Genomic DNA, 19,401 nt, shown 5'->3' on the forward strand with positions numbered 1-19,401 from the left:
AAACACCAGAACAGGAAAAACCAGGAACTAGATAGAAACACAAACAACAACAATCTATAATTACTTACCCAACTAAATTACACAACTATGATTCACTTTGATTTGCCAAAGCAAAAATCATCTATTCTAAAGGTGATAGGTGTAGGAGGTGGTGGTGGAAACGCCGTTAACCACATGTATGGACAGAGCATAGAAAGCGTGGATTTCATTATATGCAATACCGATGCGCAAGCATTAGCAAACAGCAAGGTTCCTAATAAAATACAACTAGGCCCACATCTTACTCAAGGTTTGGGTGCAGGTGCCAATCCTGAAATTGGTAAGCAGGCATGCGAAGAAAGCCTGGAAGAAGTAAAGCGCATACTGGAAGTAAATACTAAGATGGCATTCATTACTGCTGGTATGGGTGGTGGAACAGGTACTGGTGGTGCACCTATTATTGCAAAAATTTGCAAAGATCTTGGTGTGCTTACGGTAGGTATTGTTACCACACCATTTAGCAACGAAGGTCCTAAGCGTATGCGCCATGCAGAAGCAGGTATACAAGCGCTTCGCGAAAATGTAGATACGCTGCTTGTTATCAGCAACGACAAACTGCGCCATCAATATGGTAATCTTAAAGTAAGAGAAGCTTTCAATAAAGCAGATGATATATTGGCTACTGCAGCAAAATGTATCACTGATGTTATCACCAGCAATGGCCAGATAAACGTAGACTTTGCCGATGTATGCACAGTTATGCGTAATGGTGGTGTGGCTATTCTTGGTAGCGCAGTGGCTGAAGGTGAAGATCGTGCACAACGCGCTATAGAAAATGCGGTTAACTCTCCATTGCTGAACGATAGCGAGATCCGCGGAGCTAAATGGATACTGGTTAATATCACTTCATCTGAAGGTGATCATGAAATTACCATGGATGAAGAAGACGTGATCATGAGCTACCTGCGCGAACAGGCTGGTGATGAAACAGACGTGATTAAAGGTATCGGTTTTGACGAGTCACTGGGAAGCAAAATAGGTGTAACCATTATTGCAACTGGTTTCGAACACAAAGATCCATTCAAGCCACAGGTTCCTAAAAAGGAAGAAGTGAAAGTGGAAAAGATCCTGATGCCACTTGAAGTACCTGGTGCAGAAAAAAAGCAGTACATGCAGCCATCGCTTCCGCTACAGGAGGAGAAAGATCTGTATGCACCTACGCTGGTAGAAATGCCTGATACTACCCCGGTTGTTATTAAACCTCAGCCGCAGGTAAATGCAGAGCCTGAAAGGTATACCCTGAATGACCACCTGGAGACACCGGCAGAGCAGCCTGTGCAAAAGGCGGAACCAAGACAGGAAATGAATTTCCCGTCACAGGCTCAGCAGCCTTACATGCAACAGCCGCAGCAGTACGATCACAACTTTGGCAGGAATGATATGAATCAGCATGCCCGAACAGGAAATAGTTTTTTGGCCAAACCTTCCAATATTTATGCAGAACCTAATAAGGCCGAAACTCCCAATCCTATGGAAGCAAAGCCTTCTGCCCCACCTATGAACGAGCACCCGGAGCTTGAACTAAAGTTGGTTATGAAGGATGATGTTCCAGAAACGGCGGATGCATCCAGTCTTTCTGATGTGCCTGCTAATAATTCTATAGAGGATCTTGCAATGCATGACGATGTAGAAGATCAAAAGCGCAGGGCGCAGGAAAGGATACAAAAGTTGAGAAATCTTTCCTTCAACATGAACACTGTTGACCAGAACAACGAATTTGATACAGTGCCTGCTTACATCCGCCGTAATATGGAGTTATTTGGAAATACACTTACTTCTGTAGAAAACTTTTACAGCAAGTACAATGTAAAGGCTGATGAAAACGACAAAGGACAAATCAGTTCCATCAATACTTTCCTTGATGGAAAGAAACCTGATTAACCAGGGACGACTCACACCGGTTGGAACATCGGTCTGAGTTTATAGATTGTGTTTTTAGTTGTTATCCCTCCGCAAAATCGGAGGGATTTTTTTGTTCTTTAGGTTTGGGAAAAAGGTCCAGGTAATTACTTTTAAATCATTGGCAATGGCATTTAAAAGGCATTTTAAATATTAAGTAGACATTCAAGGTGCAAATAAATTCACCCGCTAAAGGTTCAAAGTCATTATTAAACAAATTTGTCAGCTGTAAATAGCTCAGAAGAAGATGCAAACATTAAAAAGTTGATAAAAACTTTGTTAAAAGCGCGGAATGTATGCTGCTGCTCATTAAATTGTGTCAGATTTCATCCCTCCATACAAAAAGAAGCGCCGATAGAAAAATTTTTTACTCCAGTTTTCATTAAACAAAATATCTTGTAGCCCTTTAAAAATTCAGATGTTTTGTAAAAACGTGATCAGAACAATAAAGAGAAAACTGATTGCGTTTCTAGATGATAGCGCGCCATTTATTAATAATATTTAATAACAGCAACTGAAATTTTTAGGCAGATTATTTTGTTACATTTGCTTTAATACCTTAATCGTTACATTAGAATGAGAAGTCAACTGTTTGCGTTTGCAGCTCTTGCAGCCCTTGCCTTAGGCACGTCAGGTTGTGGCAAAAGTGGTAAAGCCAAAGGCGTGCCAGATAACGGCCAACTTGTAGGAGCATCTGCCGGCGCTCTAAAAGGAATGGGAAAACCTCTTGGAATGGTTTTCGTTCCACCAGGAACTTTCCACATGGGTCCGTCAGATGAAGACGTTAATTTCAACTTTACTGCTCGCAACAAATCAGTTTCCATCAACGGTTTCTGGATGGATGCTACTGAAATTACCAACAATGAATACCGCCAGTTTGTTAACTGGACAAGAGACTCTCTTGCAGCAAAAGAACTAGGGTTCGGAAAAGAAGTAGACGGCAATTTCGCAGTTGATTGGAAGAAAGCTCAAACCATCAACTATGCTGATAAATCTACTTTAGAAAAGATATCTAAAATGACGCTTACACCTGATAATAGGTTGTATGGCAGAAATGAATTGGATCCTGATAAAATTGTTTTTCGCGTAGAGACTTTCGATTACAAAGAAGCATCGAAGCGTGAGAACAAAGGCCAGCCTCGCAGCAGCTTTATTATTAAGTACGACGAAAAGATCTATCCTGATACTTTGGTATGGATGAGAGACTTCTCTTATTCTTACAACGAACCAATGGCCAAGCGATATTTTGCTCATCCTTCCTTTGGTAACTATCCAGTAGTTGGTGTTAACTGGAAACAAGCAACAGCATTCTGCCGTTGGAGAACTCACTACATGAATAGCTTCCTTGAAAGAAAGAAGAAAGCTGTTGAAAGTGATTTCCGTCTTCCTACCGAAGCAGAGTGGGAATACGCAGCAAGAGGTGGTCGTTCTCAATCAATGTTCCCTTGGGGTAACTACTACTTAAGAAATAAGAAAGGATGTCTGCTGGCAAACTTCAAGCCTGGACGCGGTAACTACCCTGAAGATGGTGGTTTCTACACAGTGCGTGCTGATGCTTACTGGCCTAACGACTTCGGTCTTTACAATATGAGTGGAAACGTGGCTGAGTGGACTTCTTCTCTATACTATGAAGGTGGTTACAACTTCCAGCACGACATGAACCCGGATATTCGCTGGGATGCAAAAGATACAGATCCTCCAAGGATGAAACGTAAGGTAGTACGCGGCGGTAGCTGGAAAGATGTAGGATATTTCTTACAGGTTGGTACAAGGGCTTACGAATACCAGGATACAACCAAATCTTACATTGGCTTTAGGTGCGTAATCGACCTGCCAGCAATGACCAGAGGAAGATAATTTACATTCGCCTATCATTAGACTTTAGCTAATTCTTATTGAACTTCTTTGATGCGTGGGGGCTAAAACCCCCACCTATAAGTGCTTTTCTCATTTTACATTACCCGTTTAAACTAAACAAACAATCCAATTATGGCTTCAGGTGTTTCTCCCGCAACTAACAGATTAGTGAACGTACTTGTTTGCGTCGGTGCAGCAGTAGTAATCTTCGGCGCATGGGCTAAGATTCTTCACAAATCATTTGCTGATATCATGTTGACAATCGGTCTGTTAACAGAAGCAGCAATCTTCTTGGTATACGCTATTCTTCCACCACCAGATCAGGGTGCTCCAGCTGCCCCGGTTGTTGTGGAAAACGAAAAAGGAAATCCTGCTTTGAAATCTATGGAGAAAATGCTCCAGGAAGCAGATATCACTCCAGCAAACCTTTCTAAATTAAGCGCTGGCTTCCAAAAGCTTGGTAGCACAGTAAACAACATGTCAGAAGTAGGCGATATAGTAAAAGCTACTGGTGACTATACTCAAAAAACACAAGCTGCTGCAGCTGCACTAGATAAAGTAAAAGATGCCTATACCAACACGGCTAATTCTTTGTCAAGCTTCAACGCAGCTAGCGAGAGCACAAAGCAATTTCATGACCAGGTTCAGGTGCTTACTAAAAACCTGTCTTCATTGAATACTATTTACGAATTAGAGTTACAGGAAAGCAACAACCACCTGAAAGCTTTGAACCAGTTCTATGGTAAACTTGCCCAGGCTTCTAATGCAATGAGCGGTACAGTAGAAGATGCTGAAAAAGCTAAGCAGCAAATCGGTATGTTGGCTAACAATCTTGGTAAACTGAACCAGGTGTATGGTAACATGCTAACTGCAATGCAGGGACGCTAATCAAATTCAATATTTTAATTCGTAATTCTAAAACCTAACACAACTCATGGCTTTACCTAAAGAGCCCAGGCAGAAGATGATCAACATGATGTATTTGGTGCTAACAGCATTGCTGGCACTGAATGTATCATCTGAGATCTTGAATGCCTTTAAGATTGTAAATACAAGTTTGTTAAAGACAAACGACCTGGTTTCAATTTCTACTTCTACTTATTTAAAATCATTAGAAGCTAAGAAATCAGAACCAGAGAGCAGGGTTAAAGCTGAAGAATGGTACCCGGTTGCACAAAAAGCGACAGAACTAACCTCCAGGATCTATAGCTATATAGACCAGGTAAAAGATAGTTTGATGTTTGGGTCAGGATACAATCCAGCAGGAGGCGACTCTACTTATAAGGAAGATAACCTGGATGCAGCTACAAGAATTCTTGTAGAAGGCGAACTAGGTAACAACCTGATGAAGAGCCTTGAAGACTATAAGAGAAATGTTCTGAATATTCATCCTGCAGTGAAAGCTGAGTTTGAGAAGAACCTTCCAATAGATTTCTCTGTTCCTAAAGCTGCTAAGCCTGAAAGTCCTACAGCTAAAGAATGGACAGCGACATATTTCAGAATGACTCCTACCATAGCGGCTCTTACTATTCTTAGTAAGTTTCAAAATGACGTAAGGACTACTGAGAACCGTATAGTAGCTTTTGCACACAGTAAAGTAGGAGAGGTAGCAGTACGTTTCGATACTTACCAGCCTTTGGTTGGTGCAAGTTCTACTTACCTGATGCCAGGCCAGGAGCTTGAGATCACTGCAGGTTTGGGTGCTTTCAGTAGCCAGAAGAAACCAACTATCACAATTAACGGCGCTCCTGCTGCTATTGAATCAGATGGTATGGCTCGTAAGAAGTTCAACGTACCTGGAGTAGGTTCTCACTCTGTAAACGTAGTTGTAAGCTACACTGACCAGGAAGGTAATCTTCGTACTGAAACTAAGAAGATCGATTATACTGTAGGTTCTCCAACTGGTGCTAGTGTTAGTGCTGATGCGGTGAAAGTGCTTTATATCGGTTTGGATAATCCTCTTACCATCAGTGGTGGTAACGTGGGTGCTGAAAAAACCAATGCAAGCATTGATAATGGTACTTTAAGAAATCTTGGTGGTGGTAAGTTTGTTGCCAACGTAAGAACGCCAGGTAAAGCAACTATCAATGTAAATGCAGACGGTAAGAATACAGCTTTTGAATTCCGAGTAAAGCGTGTACCAGATCCAACTCCGATGGTTGGCCAAAGTGCAGGCGGAAGGGTTCAGGCTAACATTTTTAAAGCACAGCAAGGTTTGCGTGCAGATTTGAAAGACTTCGTATTCGAAGGTGTAAAGTATGATATTGTATCATTCGTGTTCTATGCTACCGGTGCAGGTTTCCCTGAAAACGCTGGTGTTGCTCAGAACCCTGGTGCATACTTCAATGGTGACTCTAAGAGAATAATGGAAAGATGCCGCCCTGGAACAACGGTGGTATTAGATGAGATAAGAGCAAGAGGACCTGACGGTGAAGTAAGACCTCTTCCTACTATGGCTTTCAACTTATATTAAAAACAATAGTTCATGAATACGAGATTGTTTAAAACAGGTGTGGTGGCGTTATCAGCAGCTTTGCTGGTAGCTGAGGCTTCGGCTCAAACCCGTACCCGTAATGCCCGTACAAGGCAGCAGAGCGGTTATGGTAACACTTCTAGTGGTTACGGTAACACTACAACTAGTGGATACGGTAACACTACCAGTGGCTATGGCAATACAGCTACTGACACTACGAGGAGAAGGGGTAATACCACCAATAGCGGCTATGGTAATACTGGTACTGGTTATGGTTCGGGTGCTGGATCAAACACTCAAACTTCCATGTCTATCAATCCTAACCTGCCAATAGAAGTGATTAAAGGTGGTAGTGGTATAGGCGACTCAGTTGCTCCATCACTACGTACAGATAATGCTATCGACAGGCAGCTGGTAAAAGACAGAACCCCACTTGCATATGAGCATATTCGTGAAGACGATGCGGTTTACAAGCAAAGGGTATGGAGAGAGATCGATACACGCGAAAAGATGAACCTGCCTTTCCGTTATGCTGCAAATGAAGATGTAGGTAACCAGCGTTTCATTTCTATCGTTTACGATGCTATTCAGCGTGGTGATGTAACTGTATTCAATGGTGATGATGATCGTTTCACTACGCCACTTACCAAAGAAGAAGTTGCTAAAGTTATCACCGGCGGTATGGACACTGTTCCTGTTATCAATATGGAAGGAGAGATCGGTGGATACCAGGTAAGATCAAGAATGGTTGATCCTGACTCTATCTATCGTTTCAGGTTGAAAGAAGAGTGGATCTTTGATAAAGAATCTTCAAGAATGGTTGTTAGAATTTTAGGTATAGCGCCTATCATGACGCAGTATGCTTCTAACGGTATTTCACTTGGAGACAGAACTTTGTTCTGGGCTTACTATCCTGATCTAAGACCTACTTTGGCTAAATACGAAGTTTACAACGGTAGAAACTTTGCTGGTAGAATGAGTTGGGAGGAATTGTTTGAAAGCAGGTTCTTTAGCAGCTACATCACTAAGTCTACTATCGACAATCCTTTCGATCAAAGCTTAAGGCAGTTTATAAAAGATCCTTTATTCCGTTTGCTGGAAGGAGAGAATATCAAAGAAAAGATATTCAACTACGAGCAGGATCTATGGTCGTACTAATCTTGGAATTATCCCAATAATAGAAAACCCGGAAATTTTCCGGGTTTTTTTATTTGCATTAAATCACTAATTATCTTCTTAATTAATTCTAAAAAGACTTGTTCCAGATGTGAACTGGATGTGAAAAACATTAAAAATAATTTATTAGCATTTGGCAGAACGCCTTCTTTACCTATCTTTACCGCGGTTTTTCATAGGATATTGGATTTTAAAAACGGGGCTGGATCTTCATCCTGGCCCCTTTTTTTATTTTGGCTCATTTCCTATTTCTGGATGAAAATGCTTGTAAACAATTTGAGATTTAGATATTCCAATTATTGGAATTAAATCGTTCAGCGATTTTTCCTTAATACTTTTTACTGATTTAAAAGTCTTCAATAAAGTTTCGGCAGTTCCTTTTCCAATACCTTTTATTTCCTCAAGCTCATTTTTAAAAGTTCCCTTACTTCTTTTTTGCCTGTGAAAGGTGATGCCAAACCTGTGTACCTCATCGCGAATACGTCTGATCAATTTAAGACTTTCGCTATCCCACGGTAGTTTCAGGGATTGCTGGTCACCAGCAAAGAAAAGTTCTTCTTCACTTTTAGCTAAACCAACTATTGTAAGCTGGCCGGTGATGCCCAATTCATCTATAGCCTCTAAGGCTGCATTTAGCTGCCCTTTACCTCCATCTATGATCACCAGTTGAGGTAAAGATTGTTCTTCCTTAATAAGCCGAGAATAGCGCCTCAAAACCACTTCTTTCATGGTGGCGAAATCATTGATACCCTCAACGGTTTTTACATTGAAGTGCCGGTAATCTTTTTTACTTGGTATCCCTTCTTTAAAACAAACCATAGCACTTACCGGGTAGCTTCCCTGGAAGTTACTGTTATCAAAACATTCTATATGCACCGGTACTTCCTGCAATTTCAGGTCTTGCTGCAATTGATACAAAACCTGCTTTTTTTGCATATCAGATTTGCCTTCCAGCTGCAGTATCTTTTTCTTTCTTAGCTCTTCTGTGAAATGATTTACATTTTTGATAGAAAGGTCCAATAGCTTTTTCTTGTCGCCTCCTTTGGGTACGGTCACTATAGCACTGCCAGGTAAAAAATCCATTTCAAAAGGAACAATTATCTCTGTAGCTGAACTATTGAAGTTTTCGCGCAACCTTACAATTGCCAGCGGCAACACTTCTTCTTCATTTTCTTCCAGCTTTGTTTCTACGCGTATGGTATGCGTTTGTACGATCGTCCCATTTTGTACCATCAGGTAGTTTACATAAGCAGTGTCTCCATCTTTCAAAATAGAGAAAACATCCAGGTTGGAAAGATGCCTGCTAACAATTACAGACTTGGATTGGAAATTCTCAAGGTGCTCTATTTTCTTTTTGGCTATCTCAGCTTTCTCAAATTCCATGTTTGTAGCATGCTTCATCATCTCCACTTTGTAATGCTGTATCACTGGCTGGAGATTTCCTTTGAGGATGTTTCTTACTTGCTGAATGGCTTCGGCATATTGTTGCTCATCCTGAAGCCCTTCACAGGGTCCTTTACAGTTTCCAAGGTGGTACTCCAGGCAAACCTTGTATTTGCCCTTATTGATGTTGTAAGGCGCCAGGTTTAGCTTGCATGTGCGCAATGCCACGTTCTGCTTTATAAATGTTAGCAGCTCTCTCACCTTAGCCACTGAAGTAAATGGCCCCAGGTATTCAGATCCATCATTGATGCGGGTACGTGTAAGAAAAACACGTGGGAAAGGTTCTTTTTTAATGACGATATACGGGAAGCTTTTATCGTCCTTAAGATCAATATTGAACTTTGGCTTATACTGTTTGATCAATGCATTTTCTAAGAAAAATGCGTCCTGCTCGCTATTGGTAATGGTAAATTCTATGCGGTTGATCCGCTTTACCAGTTCGTGTGTTTTGTAATTGGTGAAGGTTTTAGAGAAATAGCTTCCTGTACGTTTTCTCAGGTCTTTTGCTTTACCTACGTAAAGCAGTTCATTATGTACGTCGAAATATTTATAGATACCAGGTTGATGTGGTATCGTGTGTGCCAATTGCTGGTATTCGTGCTGCGTCATATTCTTCCTCTACTTTGGGTTCCATACTACAATTGTTCTCTGTGTCTTTTCTGGTTGATTGGGCAATTGTATTACACGGTTGTTTTCAAAACTTTCATTTGGCTTCCAGTTCAATTGCTCAATAATTGAGCTGTCACCTCTTGTTAAGTATCGCCTGATAAATATCCTTTTAACCGTTTCGCCATCTTCATGAAGCAGAACGTTTACATTTTGTACATCCAGGTCTTTTTTACTGGTGGAATAGCTTAGCGAAAAGCTGCCGGTTGTTTGATCATGAAAAACACTTTCTTCATAATGTTCTTTCAATTCCGAATTATTGATATCTGACTGTAAAAAAGCAGATGCATAATAGGCTACGCTGTCTTTTGTAAGCGTGGTAGAATCGCGGTTGTCGCCGTTTATTTCAATTTTATAAATGAAATAAGGTGTGGACTGTATGTCTTTAAGTTCGTTCTCAAAAAATTGTTTTACCTGGAAGAAGATGACATCGTCTTTTTTCTTTTCATTGCTATCGCTGCAACCAATGGAAAATATGAAAATGAAGAGCCAAAGGATTTTATTCATCTTGCAAAAATACTATTAAGCATAATGGTAAAAAAAGAAGAGGCTGTTAGTTTAACAGCCTCTTCTTTTTTATTTCATTTTAGATTATAAAGGTTTGGTGACACCAATCTTCAACCCGTAATCGAGCAGGTGCTCCCTGATTGGGTATTGAGGTACCATAGAAGGTAAATGTTGATAACGAACCTGTGGTCCTACCTGCCATTTGTATTTGCCAGCTTTGAAACTCAAGTACGCTTCAAAAGAGCTGTTAATATTCCAATGTTGTAAAATGTCAGAAGTTTGCGTGTAGTTCTTCAGGTTGGTAGAAAGTATGAAAGCTTCTGTATTTACCTGGTAAGTAGGCTGGATGCTTGCACCAATATTCAGTTGTACAATCTTATTTCCCAGAACCTCGTAATCTATACCTACAGGGATGGCTACCTGGTAGTAACGATTGTTTATCTCAGCATCCTGGTACCCGGAACTGGTACGGTAGAATGCAAATGAGTTGATCGTGTCTATGCCATAGTTTCTATGTAGCGTGATGGTAGCCAGCTCTGCCTGTGATTTATAAGCTTCAATCTTATATTGTCTAACATTGAACTGGAAGCCTGTTTTGATACGCAACCTTTTGTTCAGGCTATAGAATAAGGCCATTCCAGCTTCCAAACCGTTACCTGGTTTATGCCTAACAATCTGGTGAACATCAGCAACCAAATTCAGGGCTACAGGGCCTTCGCTTTCTTTCTCTGTTTTTTTGTTTTCGCGAAGCCTGCGATAGCTAACGGATGGTGTTACATTTACCTGGTAGCTAAACCTTTTTTTCCAACTTTGTTTTACTGGTGAAGGAGTAAGTGGCATACCTACAATTTCTTTTGATAGATCTTTTTGGTCCACCTTCAACTTTGGTAAGTTGGCAGGTAATGCTTTGGAAATTTCAGGAGTTGATGTAAGCACATTTTGCACCTGTTCATTATTGTCTTCTTGTAATGAGATCTGTTTTGTTGCAATCAATTTTGGTGAAGCGACTTCTGAAAGTAACAGCCTACTTGGAGCAACAGAACTTTCTTTACTTGTTGCCATGGTTCTTTCAGAAACACTGGAAGACGTTGCCGGCTGATTATGAACTACCAGTTCTCTATCAGTAAAAACATTTGCCGTATTAATATTGGAAACCGGCTGCTGAGCATTTCTCCATGAGCTGGCTTTTTGGCTTATGTCATCCTTCTGCAGTGCAATAGGAGTGACGGTAGCTAAGGCATTTTCTTCTGCGGATGTTGCAGTCGATTGTGCTATAGATACATTAGGATGTAAAGCGAAAATATTTGGTTGGGGCGTGAAGTGGATGCAAACTGCAATTGTGGTGATCAATAAAACAAAAGCAGCAATGGTAAGGGCAGGCCAGCTTTTTTCTCCATGAAGCTGTTTATTTATATTTCTCCATATAGCATCCGACGGGTACATCCGGTGACTGTCGGCTTGTTCCTTAAGGAACTGTTCGAAATCGTCTTTGTAAAAATTGTCTTCCATCTACTCAAAAGCGTTTTTCACTTCTTTACTCCAGCTAGCCAGCCAAACTGGGGTTTTGGTTTTTCCAGGATGTTTTTCTTCAGCAAGATATTCTCCAGCATTGCCTTTGCCCTGGTGTATTGGCTGCGGCTGGTGCTTTCTTCTATTTCAAGCATGGTGGCTATTTCACGATGACTGAAGCCTTCAATAGCATAAAGGTTCAGTACCGTTCGATAACCTATTGGCAACATGCGGATGCATTCCGTTACCTGTTTAGCCTGCATGATAGAAGGTATAGTCTCTTCTTTTATATGCAGGTAATTAGCCTGGGCCAAGTCCACACTTTCATTAAACTTTTTGTTCTTCTTCAAAAAGTTTATACACGTATGCACAACTATCCTTCTTATCCACCCTTCAAATGCACCTTTGTTTTGAAATGTATGAACCTGTGTAAAGACCTTGATGAATGCTTCCTGCAACATGTCTTCGGCGTCTTCCCTGTTTTGAGAATAGCGGTAACATACTGAAAGCATTTTAGGACTGTACCTGTTATACAATTCCCTTTGGGCAGCGGGATCATTATGCAGACATCCGGCAATTATATATTCTTCTGTCATGCAGGTAATAGGAATGATTACCTTTTAAAGTTAGACAAATATTTGCTTCAGCTGCTGCTTTGCAAATAAAAAATAGTAAAGCAACAAAATGAAAATCCAATATTTTTACCACTACCAATACCAAAGTATTTACTAGCCATGAAGAATATACTTGTTCCAACTGATTTTTCGGATGTAGCTAAAAATGCAGCCCAATATGCTGTACAACTTGCAAAGCAGGTAGGTGCGCAAAAGATCATTTTATACAATGCCTACCAGGCGCCTGTTATAACAGAGCCTACTATGCCAGTGGTTCAATTGATAGACATGGACACGCTGAAAAACATTACCGACGATGGACTTGCCAACTTCAAAGAATGGATGCATACCATAACGCCTGGTGAAATAGAATTGGAAACACTGAGTGAATTTGCAGTGCTCTCTAATAACATAGAGGAAGTGTGCGAACGCACCAAAGCTGACCTGGTGGTAATGGGCATTACAGGTGGAAGCAAGTTAGAAGAAGTATTGATTGGCAGCACAGCTATTAGCGTGGTAAATCATAGCAAAGTGCCGGTAGTGGTTATTCCGCCTAATGCCACTTATTCTAAAATTAATAAGGTAGCGCTAGCCTGCGATTTCAAAAAAATAGAGGAGACAACTCCAGTAGCAGCTATTAATGCTATAATGAAAGATACAGGTGCAAGCTTGCTGGTATTACATGTAGAGAACAACAATAAACATTTTGATGATAAAGCTGAAGTGGAGAGCCTGAAACTTCAAAGCTTACTGCACGAGTTTGATCCTCAGTTTCACTTTATAGAACATGAGGATTTTGTAGAAGGAATTAATGAATTTGTTGACACGCACAAAATAGACCTGCTGATCACCATTCCAAAGAAGCATGGATTGTTTGAGGGGCTATTTAGAAGAAGCCACACAAAGCAACTTGCATTTCACAGCCACGTGCCGCTAATGTGCATTCACGAGTAGATCTGTATGGTTCGTTTACCAAAGTCAGCTGGCTTATCCTGGTAACCCCACTCTTCATTTTCTGCTAACTCACGTCCTTCGTATTTGCCATGTTTTAAAATGGTATAAGCCATCCAGATAACAAGGAAGGGTGATAACAGGAACATGATGCCAAGTATAGGCAATGGTGCATTGTAATGAAATAGTATTACATAAACCAGTAGGTAAGCTGTACCAAATAAGGCAGCAGAAATATCTTTTTTCATGATATTTCTGCTTAAAAAATTATTCCATCATGACAGGTATCTTCCTACTATTGGAAGCCTTCTTCCTACGCCAAATGCTTTAGGGCTTACCCTGATTATGGGACAGAATTGGTTGCGCTTGTATTCGTTGTTGTTAACCAACTTCAAGATGCGATCGACTAATGCACTGTCAAATCCTAATTCTTTAATTTCTTTAGGTCCCTGGCGTCGCTCTATATATTGGTAAAGCACTTCATCCAGGATATGATATTCCGGTAAGCTATCTGCATCTTTTTGGTCTGGCCGTAGTTCGGCGCTAGGCGCTTTATGAATGATATTGCGCGGAATGATCTCACCATCCCTGTTGATGTATTCTGCCAGTGCATACACTTGTTGTTTATAACAATCACCCAATACACCCAAGCCGCCGGCCATATCGCCGTATAAAGTACCATAGCCGGTAGCCAATTCACTTTTGTTGGACGTGTTCAGCAAGATGTATCCAAACTTGTTGGCCATAGCCATCAGCAGGTTACCGCGGGTACGGCTTTGTATGTTTTCTTCTGCAATGCCAAAAGGCAAATCCTTGAAGTATGGTTGTAGTGTATAAAGAAATGCTTCATACACCTGGTTTATCTTAATGATGTCGTATGGGTTCTGCAGGTTCTCGCTTAATTGCACCGCATCATTTACTGAATGTTCGGTGCTGTAAGGTGAAGGCATCAGCACAGCACGCACATTTTCTTTTCCTAGTGCCTCGCATGCAAGTGCAAGTGTTACTGCACTATCAATCCCACCAGACGATCCTAAAATAGCCTTGGTGAAACCCATCTTTTTGAAATAATCATCAATGCCGCAGATGAGGGCTTTGTGAATGCCTTTGATATTTAATAATGGTTCAAACTTTTTCGGGTTGGGTTTGATATGGGAAATAGGCTGTATGGTGTCGGCCTCATGTTCTTTTACAGAGCCGTCATCATTTATGGTAACTACTGCAAAAGCCTCCACGAATGAAGGAAGGCACTTACTCAGGTTTCCGTCTTTATCAAATACAAGTGAAGCACCATCAAATACAATTTCTGTTTGGCTGCCTACTGCATTGCAATACACCACCGGCAGCTTATATTTTACCACGTTTGCCTTTATTACCGACTTCCTTTCTTCTTCATGTATATAATCAAAAGGAGAAGCACTCAGGTTGATCATTATATCTGGTTCCTGTTCTACCAGTTTATCCATAGGAGAGAAGCGGTACAATGGATTGTCATCTATGTTCCAGATATCCTCGCATATGGTAATAGCCAGGCGTTTTCCCTTGAACTCCGCAATGTTCCATTCGTAAGCAGGCTCAAAATACCGGTACTCGTCAAATACATCATAGGTAGGAAGAAGCGTCTTATGCACCTCTGCTTTGATTTTCTTTTCGTACAACAGGAAAGCCGCATTGAAGAGATCTTTTCCTTCTGCTATAGGATTGCGTGCAGGCGAACCAACCAGTACTCCAATGGTGTCAGCATGTTCTTTTATGGTGTCAATAGCTTCGTAACACTTATTGATAAAATCATTGAATTCAAGAAAATCGCGGGCAGGATAACCACAAATACACATTTCACTAAACACCACCAGGTCTGCATTTTGTTGTTTTGCTTCGTTGATAGCGGCTATAATTTTCTCTACATTTTTTTCATAGTTGCCTATGTGGTAGTTCTGTTGTGCGAGTGCTATTTTCATGATTCAAATTTCAGTATTAAGTTTTACATAACGCCAAAGTTCATGCCTTGGCGTAATTTGCCCGACTTATGAAGAATACAGGAATTGTTTATCTACTGATCCTCCTCATTGTGAGTGCATGCAAAACTAAAAACGCACCCGATGTTTCGCATATAAAAATTGAGCTACAGGTGCAAAGGTTTGAGCAAGACCTTTTCAATATTGATACCACCAACATTGATGCTTCACTTGACCAGTTGAACCAAAAGTACCCGGGTTTCCTGCAGGATTATGTCTTCAATATATTAGGTCTTTCTCCCGAAGCTGACCAGGCTGTGATAGCAAATCAAGTCAATGCTTTTATACGTTCCTACAAGCCACTGAAGGATTCGGCAGATGATGTTTTCAGCAAAATGAATACAATCACTGCTGAACTGGAAGAAGGGCTGCGCTATGTGAAGTATTATTTTCCTTCGTACCCAGTACCTAATAAACTTATAACGTTCATCGGGCCTATTAATAGTTACGGCAATATTCTTACTGGTAATAATGAACTGGCCGTTGGCCTGCAGATGTATATGGGCAGCAACTACTCGCTGTACCAAAGCGAAGCCGGACAACAGTTATATCCTTCATACATCTCCCGCAGGTTCCAGCCGGCTTATATTCCTGTTACTTGTATACGAAATGTTGTGGATGATCTGTATCCAGATCGTAGTGCCAGCAGGCCACTGGTAGAACAAATGATTGAAGCTGGCAAAAGAACGTATCTGTTAGACCATTTACTTCCCAATACAGAAGATACGTTGTTCACCGGCTATACAGCTGCGCAGCTGGAAGGCGCTTATGATAATGAAGCCACCATCTGGAGTTTCTTTATCAACAATGAATTGTTGTTTAGTATCGATCCAGCAATCACAAAAGATTATATGAATGAATCGCCCAATACACCTGCGCTTGGTCCGCAGTCACCAGGTTTTATTGGCCAGTTTGTTGGTTGGCAGATCGTAAAAAAATGGATGGAAAAGAACGAGGGTTTTTCTTTGCAAAAATTAATGGAAACGGATCCTAAGTTGATTTTTGAACAAGCAAAGTACAAACCGAAGTAGGAGGAAAAATTGGAGATTGGATATAAGCGGAACTGTCTTCCAAAGAATAGCATCCAGTGCTGTAAAAGACTAAAATGATTGTAGGTTCTACCAATTATCATCTACCAACCAGCGAGTAGAAAATTTAGTTCATTTTAAACGGTACTACCATTTCAAAGGCAGGAATGTTTACTTCAAAAGCCTGTTTGGAGTTTTGATTTTCCATTACATATTTCCCAAACATTTTGCCCATTTCAGTCTTCAGGTTGCAACCGCTTACGTACTGGAAGTTTTCGCCTGGCTTTAATACTGGTTGTTGACCAACCACACCTTCACCTTCTACTTCCCTGTATTCGCCATTGCTGTCGAATATATGCCAGTGGCGGCGTTGTAGTTGTACGGCAAAACTATTATGGTTTTCTATCGTGATCCGGTAAGCAAACATGAACTCGCTGTTGAGAGGATTGCTGTAATCCGGCTGATAAAAAGTTTCTACACTTATTTGAACTCCTTCGGAGAGTTTGGAAATCATAAAAGGAGGGTTTTAGTAAAAGTAATCATATTCACTTTTGATAACAAAGCTTGCAAAGACTTTACCATTTAATGTTTACGACAACTGCGGCGGGGAAATAATTGCATGGACGACCAGAATAAACTGGATTGAGGGGAGAATGGCTAAAATCGATGGTTGAAGGAAGGTGAAAAAAATTGGAGTTCCATCAATGATATCAGGGCGGCCAACCACAAGTAACCTTCAAACCATATTAGCTTTGGGATAAAACTCGTAGCAAGGCTCCAATACGCAAAAATTGTTAACCTTCCATCCTTATACAGCAGTTTATGCTTCCAGGCTTATCTTTACGGAACAACACAAGGATATGAGATTGATCTTGTCTTTTACTTTACTGTTTGCTTTCACATTTGCTAATGCTCAAAGTTTTCGTGCACCTGCTTACCGTACCAACCTCGAGAACTTCCGTTTGAATGATAGTACCGTACAGAAGAAGTGGTTTGTCAGCAGCTATAGTGCTGTAACTGCGAGCTTTATCGGTTTTAGAGGAGGAAGTGCAAGTATAGTTTCTGCACCACTTGGCATGCAGATCAACAGGGTTTTGGATAAGAATTTCAGTGCATTTGCGGGAGTTGCCATAGTTCCTTCAATGATCACTTTTAACCACGGTTTTTCCTCCGACGCCACAAAAGGGTTTTCGAATTCTTTTATGTCAATGAATCCTACTCGTCTGGCTGTTAACCCCGCTGCATATGCAGGTCTATCTTTTACAAATGATGAAAGAACTTTCCAGATTTCAGGAGGTATAAGTGTACAGCAGCGACCACTTAACATGCCTCTTGGTATGCCACACATGAACTTCCAGAATGGCAACCTATTTGTTCCTAATCGTTTTTAGTTAGCAAAGCCTGCAGCCGAGAATGGTGCTATATCTTTTTTGACTGCTTATAGTCGTTTTTCAGAAGCCACTGTAGAACTTTCTCCCGCTGGTCGCCTTGTATGATGGCTTCCCCATCTTTTACACTTCCGCCGGTACCGCAAAAGTTTTTAAGCATCTTTCCCATTTCTTCCAGGTCCTCATCTTTTCCAATGAAACCAGTTACCAGCGTAACCGCTTTACCGCCGCGTTGTTTGGTTTCCAGTTTTACACGCAGCTTTTGTTGTGCAGGAGGCAGTGTGTCCTGTGGTTCGTTATCTTCCTGTTCAAAGGAAAAATTTGGATCAGTACTGTATACAAATCCCCTGTTGTCTGGCTTATTCTTCTTGCTCATCGTTTGTTGATTAAAGGGTTGAAAACAACTGGTAGTAAAACTTATAGCACTGCTTTCAGGCTTAAATCAAGGCTACGTGCCTGGTGTATGAGTGCACCTATGCTAATAAAATCAACACCCGTACGTGCATAATCTTCCAGGTTTTTCAGGTTAATACCTCCACTGGCTTCAGTTTCAAACTTCTTATTTACCAGCTTTACCGCCTGTTCTACCTGTTCTGGCTGAAAATTGTCAAGCATCACCCTGAAAACTTTACCCTGGCCCACCTCCAGTACTTTTTGTACATCTTCCAGGCTGCGCGTTTCTACTTCTATTTTCAGCCCCGGCTTTTTTGTCTGCACATACTCATGCGCCTTATTGATAGCTTGTTCTATGCCGCCGGCAAAGTCTATGTGATTGTCTTTCAGCATGATCATGTCGTATAAGGCATACCGGTGATTGGTGCCACCGCCAATTCGTACTGCTTCTTTCTCCAGCAGTCTAAAGTTAGGAGTGGTCTTGCGGGTATCAAGTATCCTAGTGTTATATCCTTTAATGGTGTCGGTATAAGTTCGGGTGAGGGTGGCAATACCGCTCATGCGTTGCATAATATTCAGCACCAATCTTTCGCACTGCAAAATGGTATGAACAGCAGCTTCTACTTCAAAAGCAATATCGCCTATAGCCATCATCTTTCCGTCGGAATTGTGCGCGGTAAAAACAGCTCCAGGTTCTACTTGTTTAAAGATCTTTTCAGCTACTGCCACTCCTGCTAGTACGCCATTCTGCTTCACTTTCAATACCGCCTTACCACGTGCCGATGCCGGTATACAACTTAAAGTAGAGTGATCTCCATCGCCAATGTCTTCTTGCAGTGCCTCAGTTACCAGGTGCTGCAGCAAATCGTTGTATGATTTCATAGGGTAAAGCTATTTAAATTTTATACCTGCAAAAGTAGCCGCACAAAAAAGCCCTGCTTGTAAAAGCAAGGCTGAATGTGTAACTAAACCAAATTTATCCGATCCGCACGGTAATGATCTGCGGCCGCCCTTCTTTATATCGTATCATCATCGAAAGCTTGTAGCCTTCACCACCATTTGTAAGCTTTCCTGCTATGTACATGGTGCCGCTCATTTCTCGCTGCGACGACATCTCAAAACCATTAATATTATTTTCGTTGAAAAACGAACGAAGAGCAATACTTGCCTGGTTTTTACCTATGCTCTTTATTTCTTCTTTTTCAGGGAATTTTAAGTCCAGCATTTTATCAAAATAGTTTGAAACCTGTTCAGCACTACCTGATCTTAGCGCATTGATTAAGCTACTAGCATCTTGTGCTTTAGCAGCAAAAGCAGTGACTGTTATCAATAATATGAGGAATATCTTTTTCATGTGAATTTCATTTGTTTATACAACGACCAACGTTAGGCTAAAAATATGCCAAACTGGCTATTTATTTCTCATCTTAAGGTGATTCTAAT

Annotated in this window: 18 protein-coding genes; 8 read left to right on the forward strand and 10 right to left on the reverse strand. The window is 41.0% G+C overall.

What is annotated here, in order from left to right; genetic code table 11:
* The first annotated feature begins 87 nt into the window (after positions 1–87).
* The 5 genes from ftsZ (at position 88) to porN (ending at position 7,426) form a co-directional block, all read left to right on the forward strand.
* Positions 88–1,920: a cell division protein FtsZ gene (gene ftsZ, locus J4N22_RS03260; protein WP_207492276.1), complete on the forward strand. Its 1,833-nt coding sequence runs from the start codon at positions 88–90 to the stop codon at positions 1,918–1,920.
* A 594-nt stretch (positions 1,921–2,514) separates the two neighbouring features.
* Positions 2,515–3,795: a T9SS ring complex lipoprotein PorK/GldK gene (gene porK, locus J4N22_RS03265; protein WP_207492277.1), complete on the forward strand. Its 1,281-nt coding sequence runs from the start codon at positions 2,515–2,517 to the stop codon at positions 3,793–3,795.
* A 132-nt stretch (positions 3,796–3,927) separates the two neighbouring features.
* Entirely contained in the window at positions 3,928–4,683 is a 756-nt protein-coding gene (gene porL, locus J4N22_RS03270) for a type IX secretion system motor protein PorL/GldL (RefSeq protein WP_207492278.1), read from the forward strand.
* Between the two features lie 46 nt (positions 4,684–4,729).
* On the forward strand, positions 4,730–6,268 hold the full coding sequence (gene porM, locus J4N22_RS03275; RefSeq protein ID WP_207492279.1) for a type IX secretion system motor protein PorM/GldM: 1,539 nt from the start codon (positions 4,730–4,732) through the stop codon (positions 6,266–6,268).
* 12 nt (positions 6,269–6,280) lie between these two features.
* Positions 6,281–7,426: a type IX secretion system ring subunit PorN/GldN gene (gene porN, locus J4N22_RS03280; protein WP_207492280.1), complete on the forward strand. Its 1,146-nt coding sequence runs from the start codon at positions 6,281–6,283 to the stop codon at positions 7,424–7,426.
* Positions 7,427–7,672: 246 nt separating this feature from the next.
* On the opposite strand, the gene uvrC is transcribed toward porN, so the two are convergent.
* The 4 genes from uvrC to J4N22_RS03300 form a co-directional block, all read right to left on the reverse strand.
* Positions 7,673–9,496 carry an excinuclease ABC subunit UvrC gene (uvrC, locus tag J4N22_RS03285; RefSeq protein ID WP_207492281.1) on the reverse strand — a complete coding sequence of 608 codons (1,824 nt, stop codon included), beginning with the start codon at positions 9,494–9,496 and terminating at the stop codon, positions 7,673–7,675.
* Positions 9,497–9,505: 9 nt separating this feature from the next.
* Positions 9,506–10,060, reverse strand: coding sequence for a hypothetical protein (locus J4N22_RS03290; RefSeq protein ID WP_207492282.1), 555 nt, complete (start codon positions 10,058–10,060; stop codon positions 9,506–9,508).
* Positions 10,061–10,144: 84 nt separating this feature from the next.
* The gene (locus J4N22_RS03295; RefSeq protein ID WP_207492283.1) at positions 10,145–11,569 is read right to left on the reverse strand and encodes a hypothetical protein; all 1,425 of its coding nucleotides are present in this window, start codon (positions 11,567–11,569) and stop codon (positions 10,145–10,147) included.
* A gap of 17 nt (positions 11,570–11,586) precedes the next feature.
* Entirely contained in the window at positions 11,587–12,165 is a 579-nt protein-coding gene (locus tag J4N22_RS03300) for an RNA polymerase sigma factor (RefSeq protein WP_207492284.1), read from the reverse strand.
* A gap of 138 nt (positions 12,166–12,303) precedes the next feature.
* On the opposite strand from J4N22_RS03300, the gene J4N22_RS03305 reads away from it, so the two are divergent.
* On the forward strand, positions 12,304–13,137 hold the full coding sequence (locus tag J4N22_RS03305) for a universal stress protein (RefSeq protein WP_207492285.1): 834 nt from the start codon (positions 12,304–12,306) through the stop codon (positions 13,135–13,137).
* Here the strand turns inward: J4N22_RS03305 and J4N22_RS03310 are convergent.
* Positions 13,128–13,382 carry a hypothetical protein gene (locus tag J4N22_RS03310; protein WP_207492286.1) on the reverse strand — a complete coding sequence of 85 codons (255 nt, stop codon included), beginning with the start codon at positions 13,380–13,382 and terminating at the stop codon, positions 13,128–13,130. The genes J4N22_RS03305 and J4N22_RS03310 overlap by 10 nt on opposite strands.
* Positions 13,383–13,409: 27 nt before the next feature.
* A complete protein-coding gene (locus J4N22_RS03315; RefSeq protein ID WP_207492287.1) occupies positions 13,410–15,092 on the reverse strand; it encodes an NAD+ synthase in 1,683 nt (560 codons plus the stop codon).
* 68 nt (positions 15,093–15,160) lie between these two features.
* Between J4N22_RS03315 and gldB the strand changes: the two genes are divergently transcribed.
* Positions 15,161–16,180, forward strand: coding sequence for a gliding motility lipoprotein GldB (gene gldB, locus J4N22_RS03320; RefSeq protein ID WP_242692038.1), 1,020 nt, complete (start codon positions 15,161–15,163; stop codon positions 16,178–16,180).
* A 124-nt stretch (positions 16,181–16,304) separates the two neighbouring features.
* On the opposite strand, the gene apaG is transcribed toward gldB, so the two are convergent.
* The gene (gene apaG, locus J4N22_RS03325; RefSeq protein WP_207492288.1) at positions 16,305–16,691 is read right to left on the reverse strand and encodes a Co2+/Mg2+ efflux protein ApaG; all 387 of its coding nucleotides are present in this window, start codon (positions 16,689–16,691) and stop codon (positions 16,305–16,307) included.
* Between the two features lie 346 nt (positions 16,692–17,037).
* On the opposite strand from apaG, the gene J4N22_RS03330 reads away from it, so the two are divergent.
* Positions 17,038–17,568 carry a hypothetical protein gene (locus tag J4N22_RS03330; RefSeq protein WP_207492289.1) on the forward strand — a complete coding sequence of 177 codons (531 nt, stop codon included), beginning with the start codon at positions 17,038–17,040 and terminating at the stop codon, positions 17,566–17,568.
* Between the two features lie 28 nt (positions 17,569–17,596).
* Here J4N22_RS03330 and J4N22_RS03335 read toward each other — a convergent pair whose 3' ends face one another.
* From J4N22_RS03335 to J4N22_RS03345, 3 genes are all read right to left on the reverse strand, one after another.
* Positions 17,597–17,941, reverse strand: a complete 345-nt coding sequence (locus J4N22_RS03335) for a translation initiation factor (protein ID WP_207492290.1) — start codon at positions 17,939–17,941, stop codon at positions 17,597–17,599.
* Between the two features lie 41 nt (positions 17,942–17,982).
* Positions 17,983–18,840 carry a carboxylating nicotinate-nucleotide diphosphorylase gene (nadC, locus tag J4N22_RS03340; RefSeq protein WP_207492291.1) on the reverse strand — a complete coding sequence of 286 codons (858 nt, stop codon included), beginning with the start codon at positions 18,838–18,840 and terminating at the stop codon, positions 17,983–17,985.
* 94 nt (positions 18,841–18,934) lie between these two features.
* A complete protein-coding gene (locus J4N22_RS03345; RefSeq protein WP_207492292.1) occupies positions 18,935–19,312 on the reverse strand; it encodes a DUF4783 domain-containing protein in 378 nt (125 codons plus the stop codon).
* Between the last annotated feature and the right edge of the window lie 89 nt (positions 19,313–19,401).

The organism is Aridibaculum aurantiacum (assembly GCF_017355875.1).
Lineage (GTDB): Bacteria > Bacteroidota > Bacteroidia > Chitinophagales > Chitinophagaceae > Segetibacter > Segetibacter aurantiacus.

Bases quoted from the DNA above. Each gene is read 5' to 3' on its own strand.
- J4N22_RS03310 (WP_207492286.1), bottom strand. From the start codon at position 13,382: ATGAAAAAAGATATTTCTGCTGCCTTATTTGGTACAGCTTACCTACTG.
- uvrC (WP_207492281.1), bottom strand. From the start codon at position 9,496: ATGACGCAGCACGAATACCAGCAATTGGCACACACGATACCACATCAA.
- porK (WP_207492277.1), top strand. From the start codon at position 2,515: ATGAGAAGTCAACTGTTTGCGTTTGCAGCTCTTGCAGCCCTTGCCTTA.
- J4N22_RS03335 (WP_207492290.1), bottom strand. From the start codon at position 17,941: ATGAGCAAGAAGAATAAGCCAGACAACAGGGGATTTGTATACAGTACT.
- J4N22_RS03290 (WP_207492282.1), bottom strand. From the start codon at position 10,060: ATGAATAAAATCCTTTGGCTCTTCATTTTCATATTTTCCATTGGTTGC.
- J4N22_RS03305 (WP_207492285.1), top strand. From the start codon at position 12,304: ATGAAGAATATACTTGTTCCAACTGATTTTTCGGATGTAGCTAAAAAT.
- porM (WP_207492279.1), top strand. From the start codon at position 4,730: ATGGCTTTACCTAAAGAGCCCAGGCAGAAGATGATCAACATGATGTAT.
- J4N22_RS03315 (WP_207492287.1), bottom strand. From the start codon at position 15,092: ATGAAAATAGCACTCGCACAACAGAACTACCACATAGGCAACTATGAA.
- J4N22_RS03345 (WP_207492292.1), bottom strand. From the start codon at position 19,312: ATGAAAAAGATATTCCTCATATTATTGATAACAGTCACTGCTTTTGCT.
- nadC (WP_207492291.1), bottom strand. From the start codon at position 18,840: ATGAAATCATACAACGATTTGCTGCAGCACCTGGTAACTGAGGCACTG.
- porL (WP_207492278.1), top strand. From the start codon at position 3,928: ATGGCTTCAGGTGTTTCTCCCGCAACTAACAGATTAGTGAACGTACTT.
- J4N22_RS03330 (WP_207492289.1), top strand. From the start codon at position 17,038: ATGAGATTGATCTTGTCTTTTACTTTACTGTTTGCTTTCACATTTGCT.
- J4N22_RS03300 (WP_207492284.1), bottom strand. From the start codon at position 12,165: ATGACAGAAGAATATATAATTGCCGGATGTCTGCATAATGATCCCGCT.
- ftsZ (WP_207492276.1), top strand. From the start codon at position 88: ATGATTCACTTTGATTTGCCAAAGCAAAAATCATCTATTCTAAAGGTG.
- J4N22_RS03295 (WP_207492283.1), bottom strand. From the start codon at position 11,569: ATGGAAGACAATTTTTACAAAGACGATTTCGAACAGTTCCTTAAGGAA.
- porN (WP_207492280.1), top strand. From the start codon at position 6,281: ATGAATACGAGATTGTTTAAAACAGGTGTGGTGGCGTTATCAGCAGCT.
- gldB (WP_242692038.1), top strand. From the start codon at position 15,161: ATGAAGAATACAGGAATTGTTTATCTACTGATCCTCCTCATTGTGAGT.
- apaG (WP_207492288.1), bottom strand. From the start codon at position 16,691: ATGATTTCCAAACTCTCCGAAGGAGTTCAAATAAGTGTAGAAACTTTT.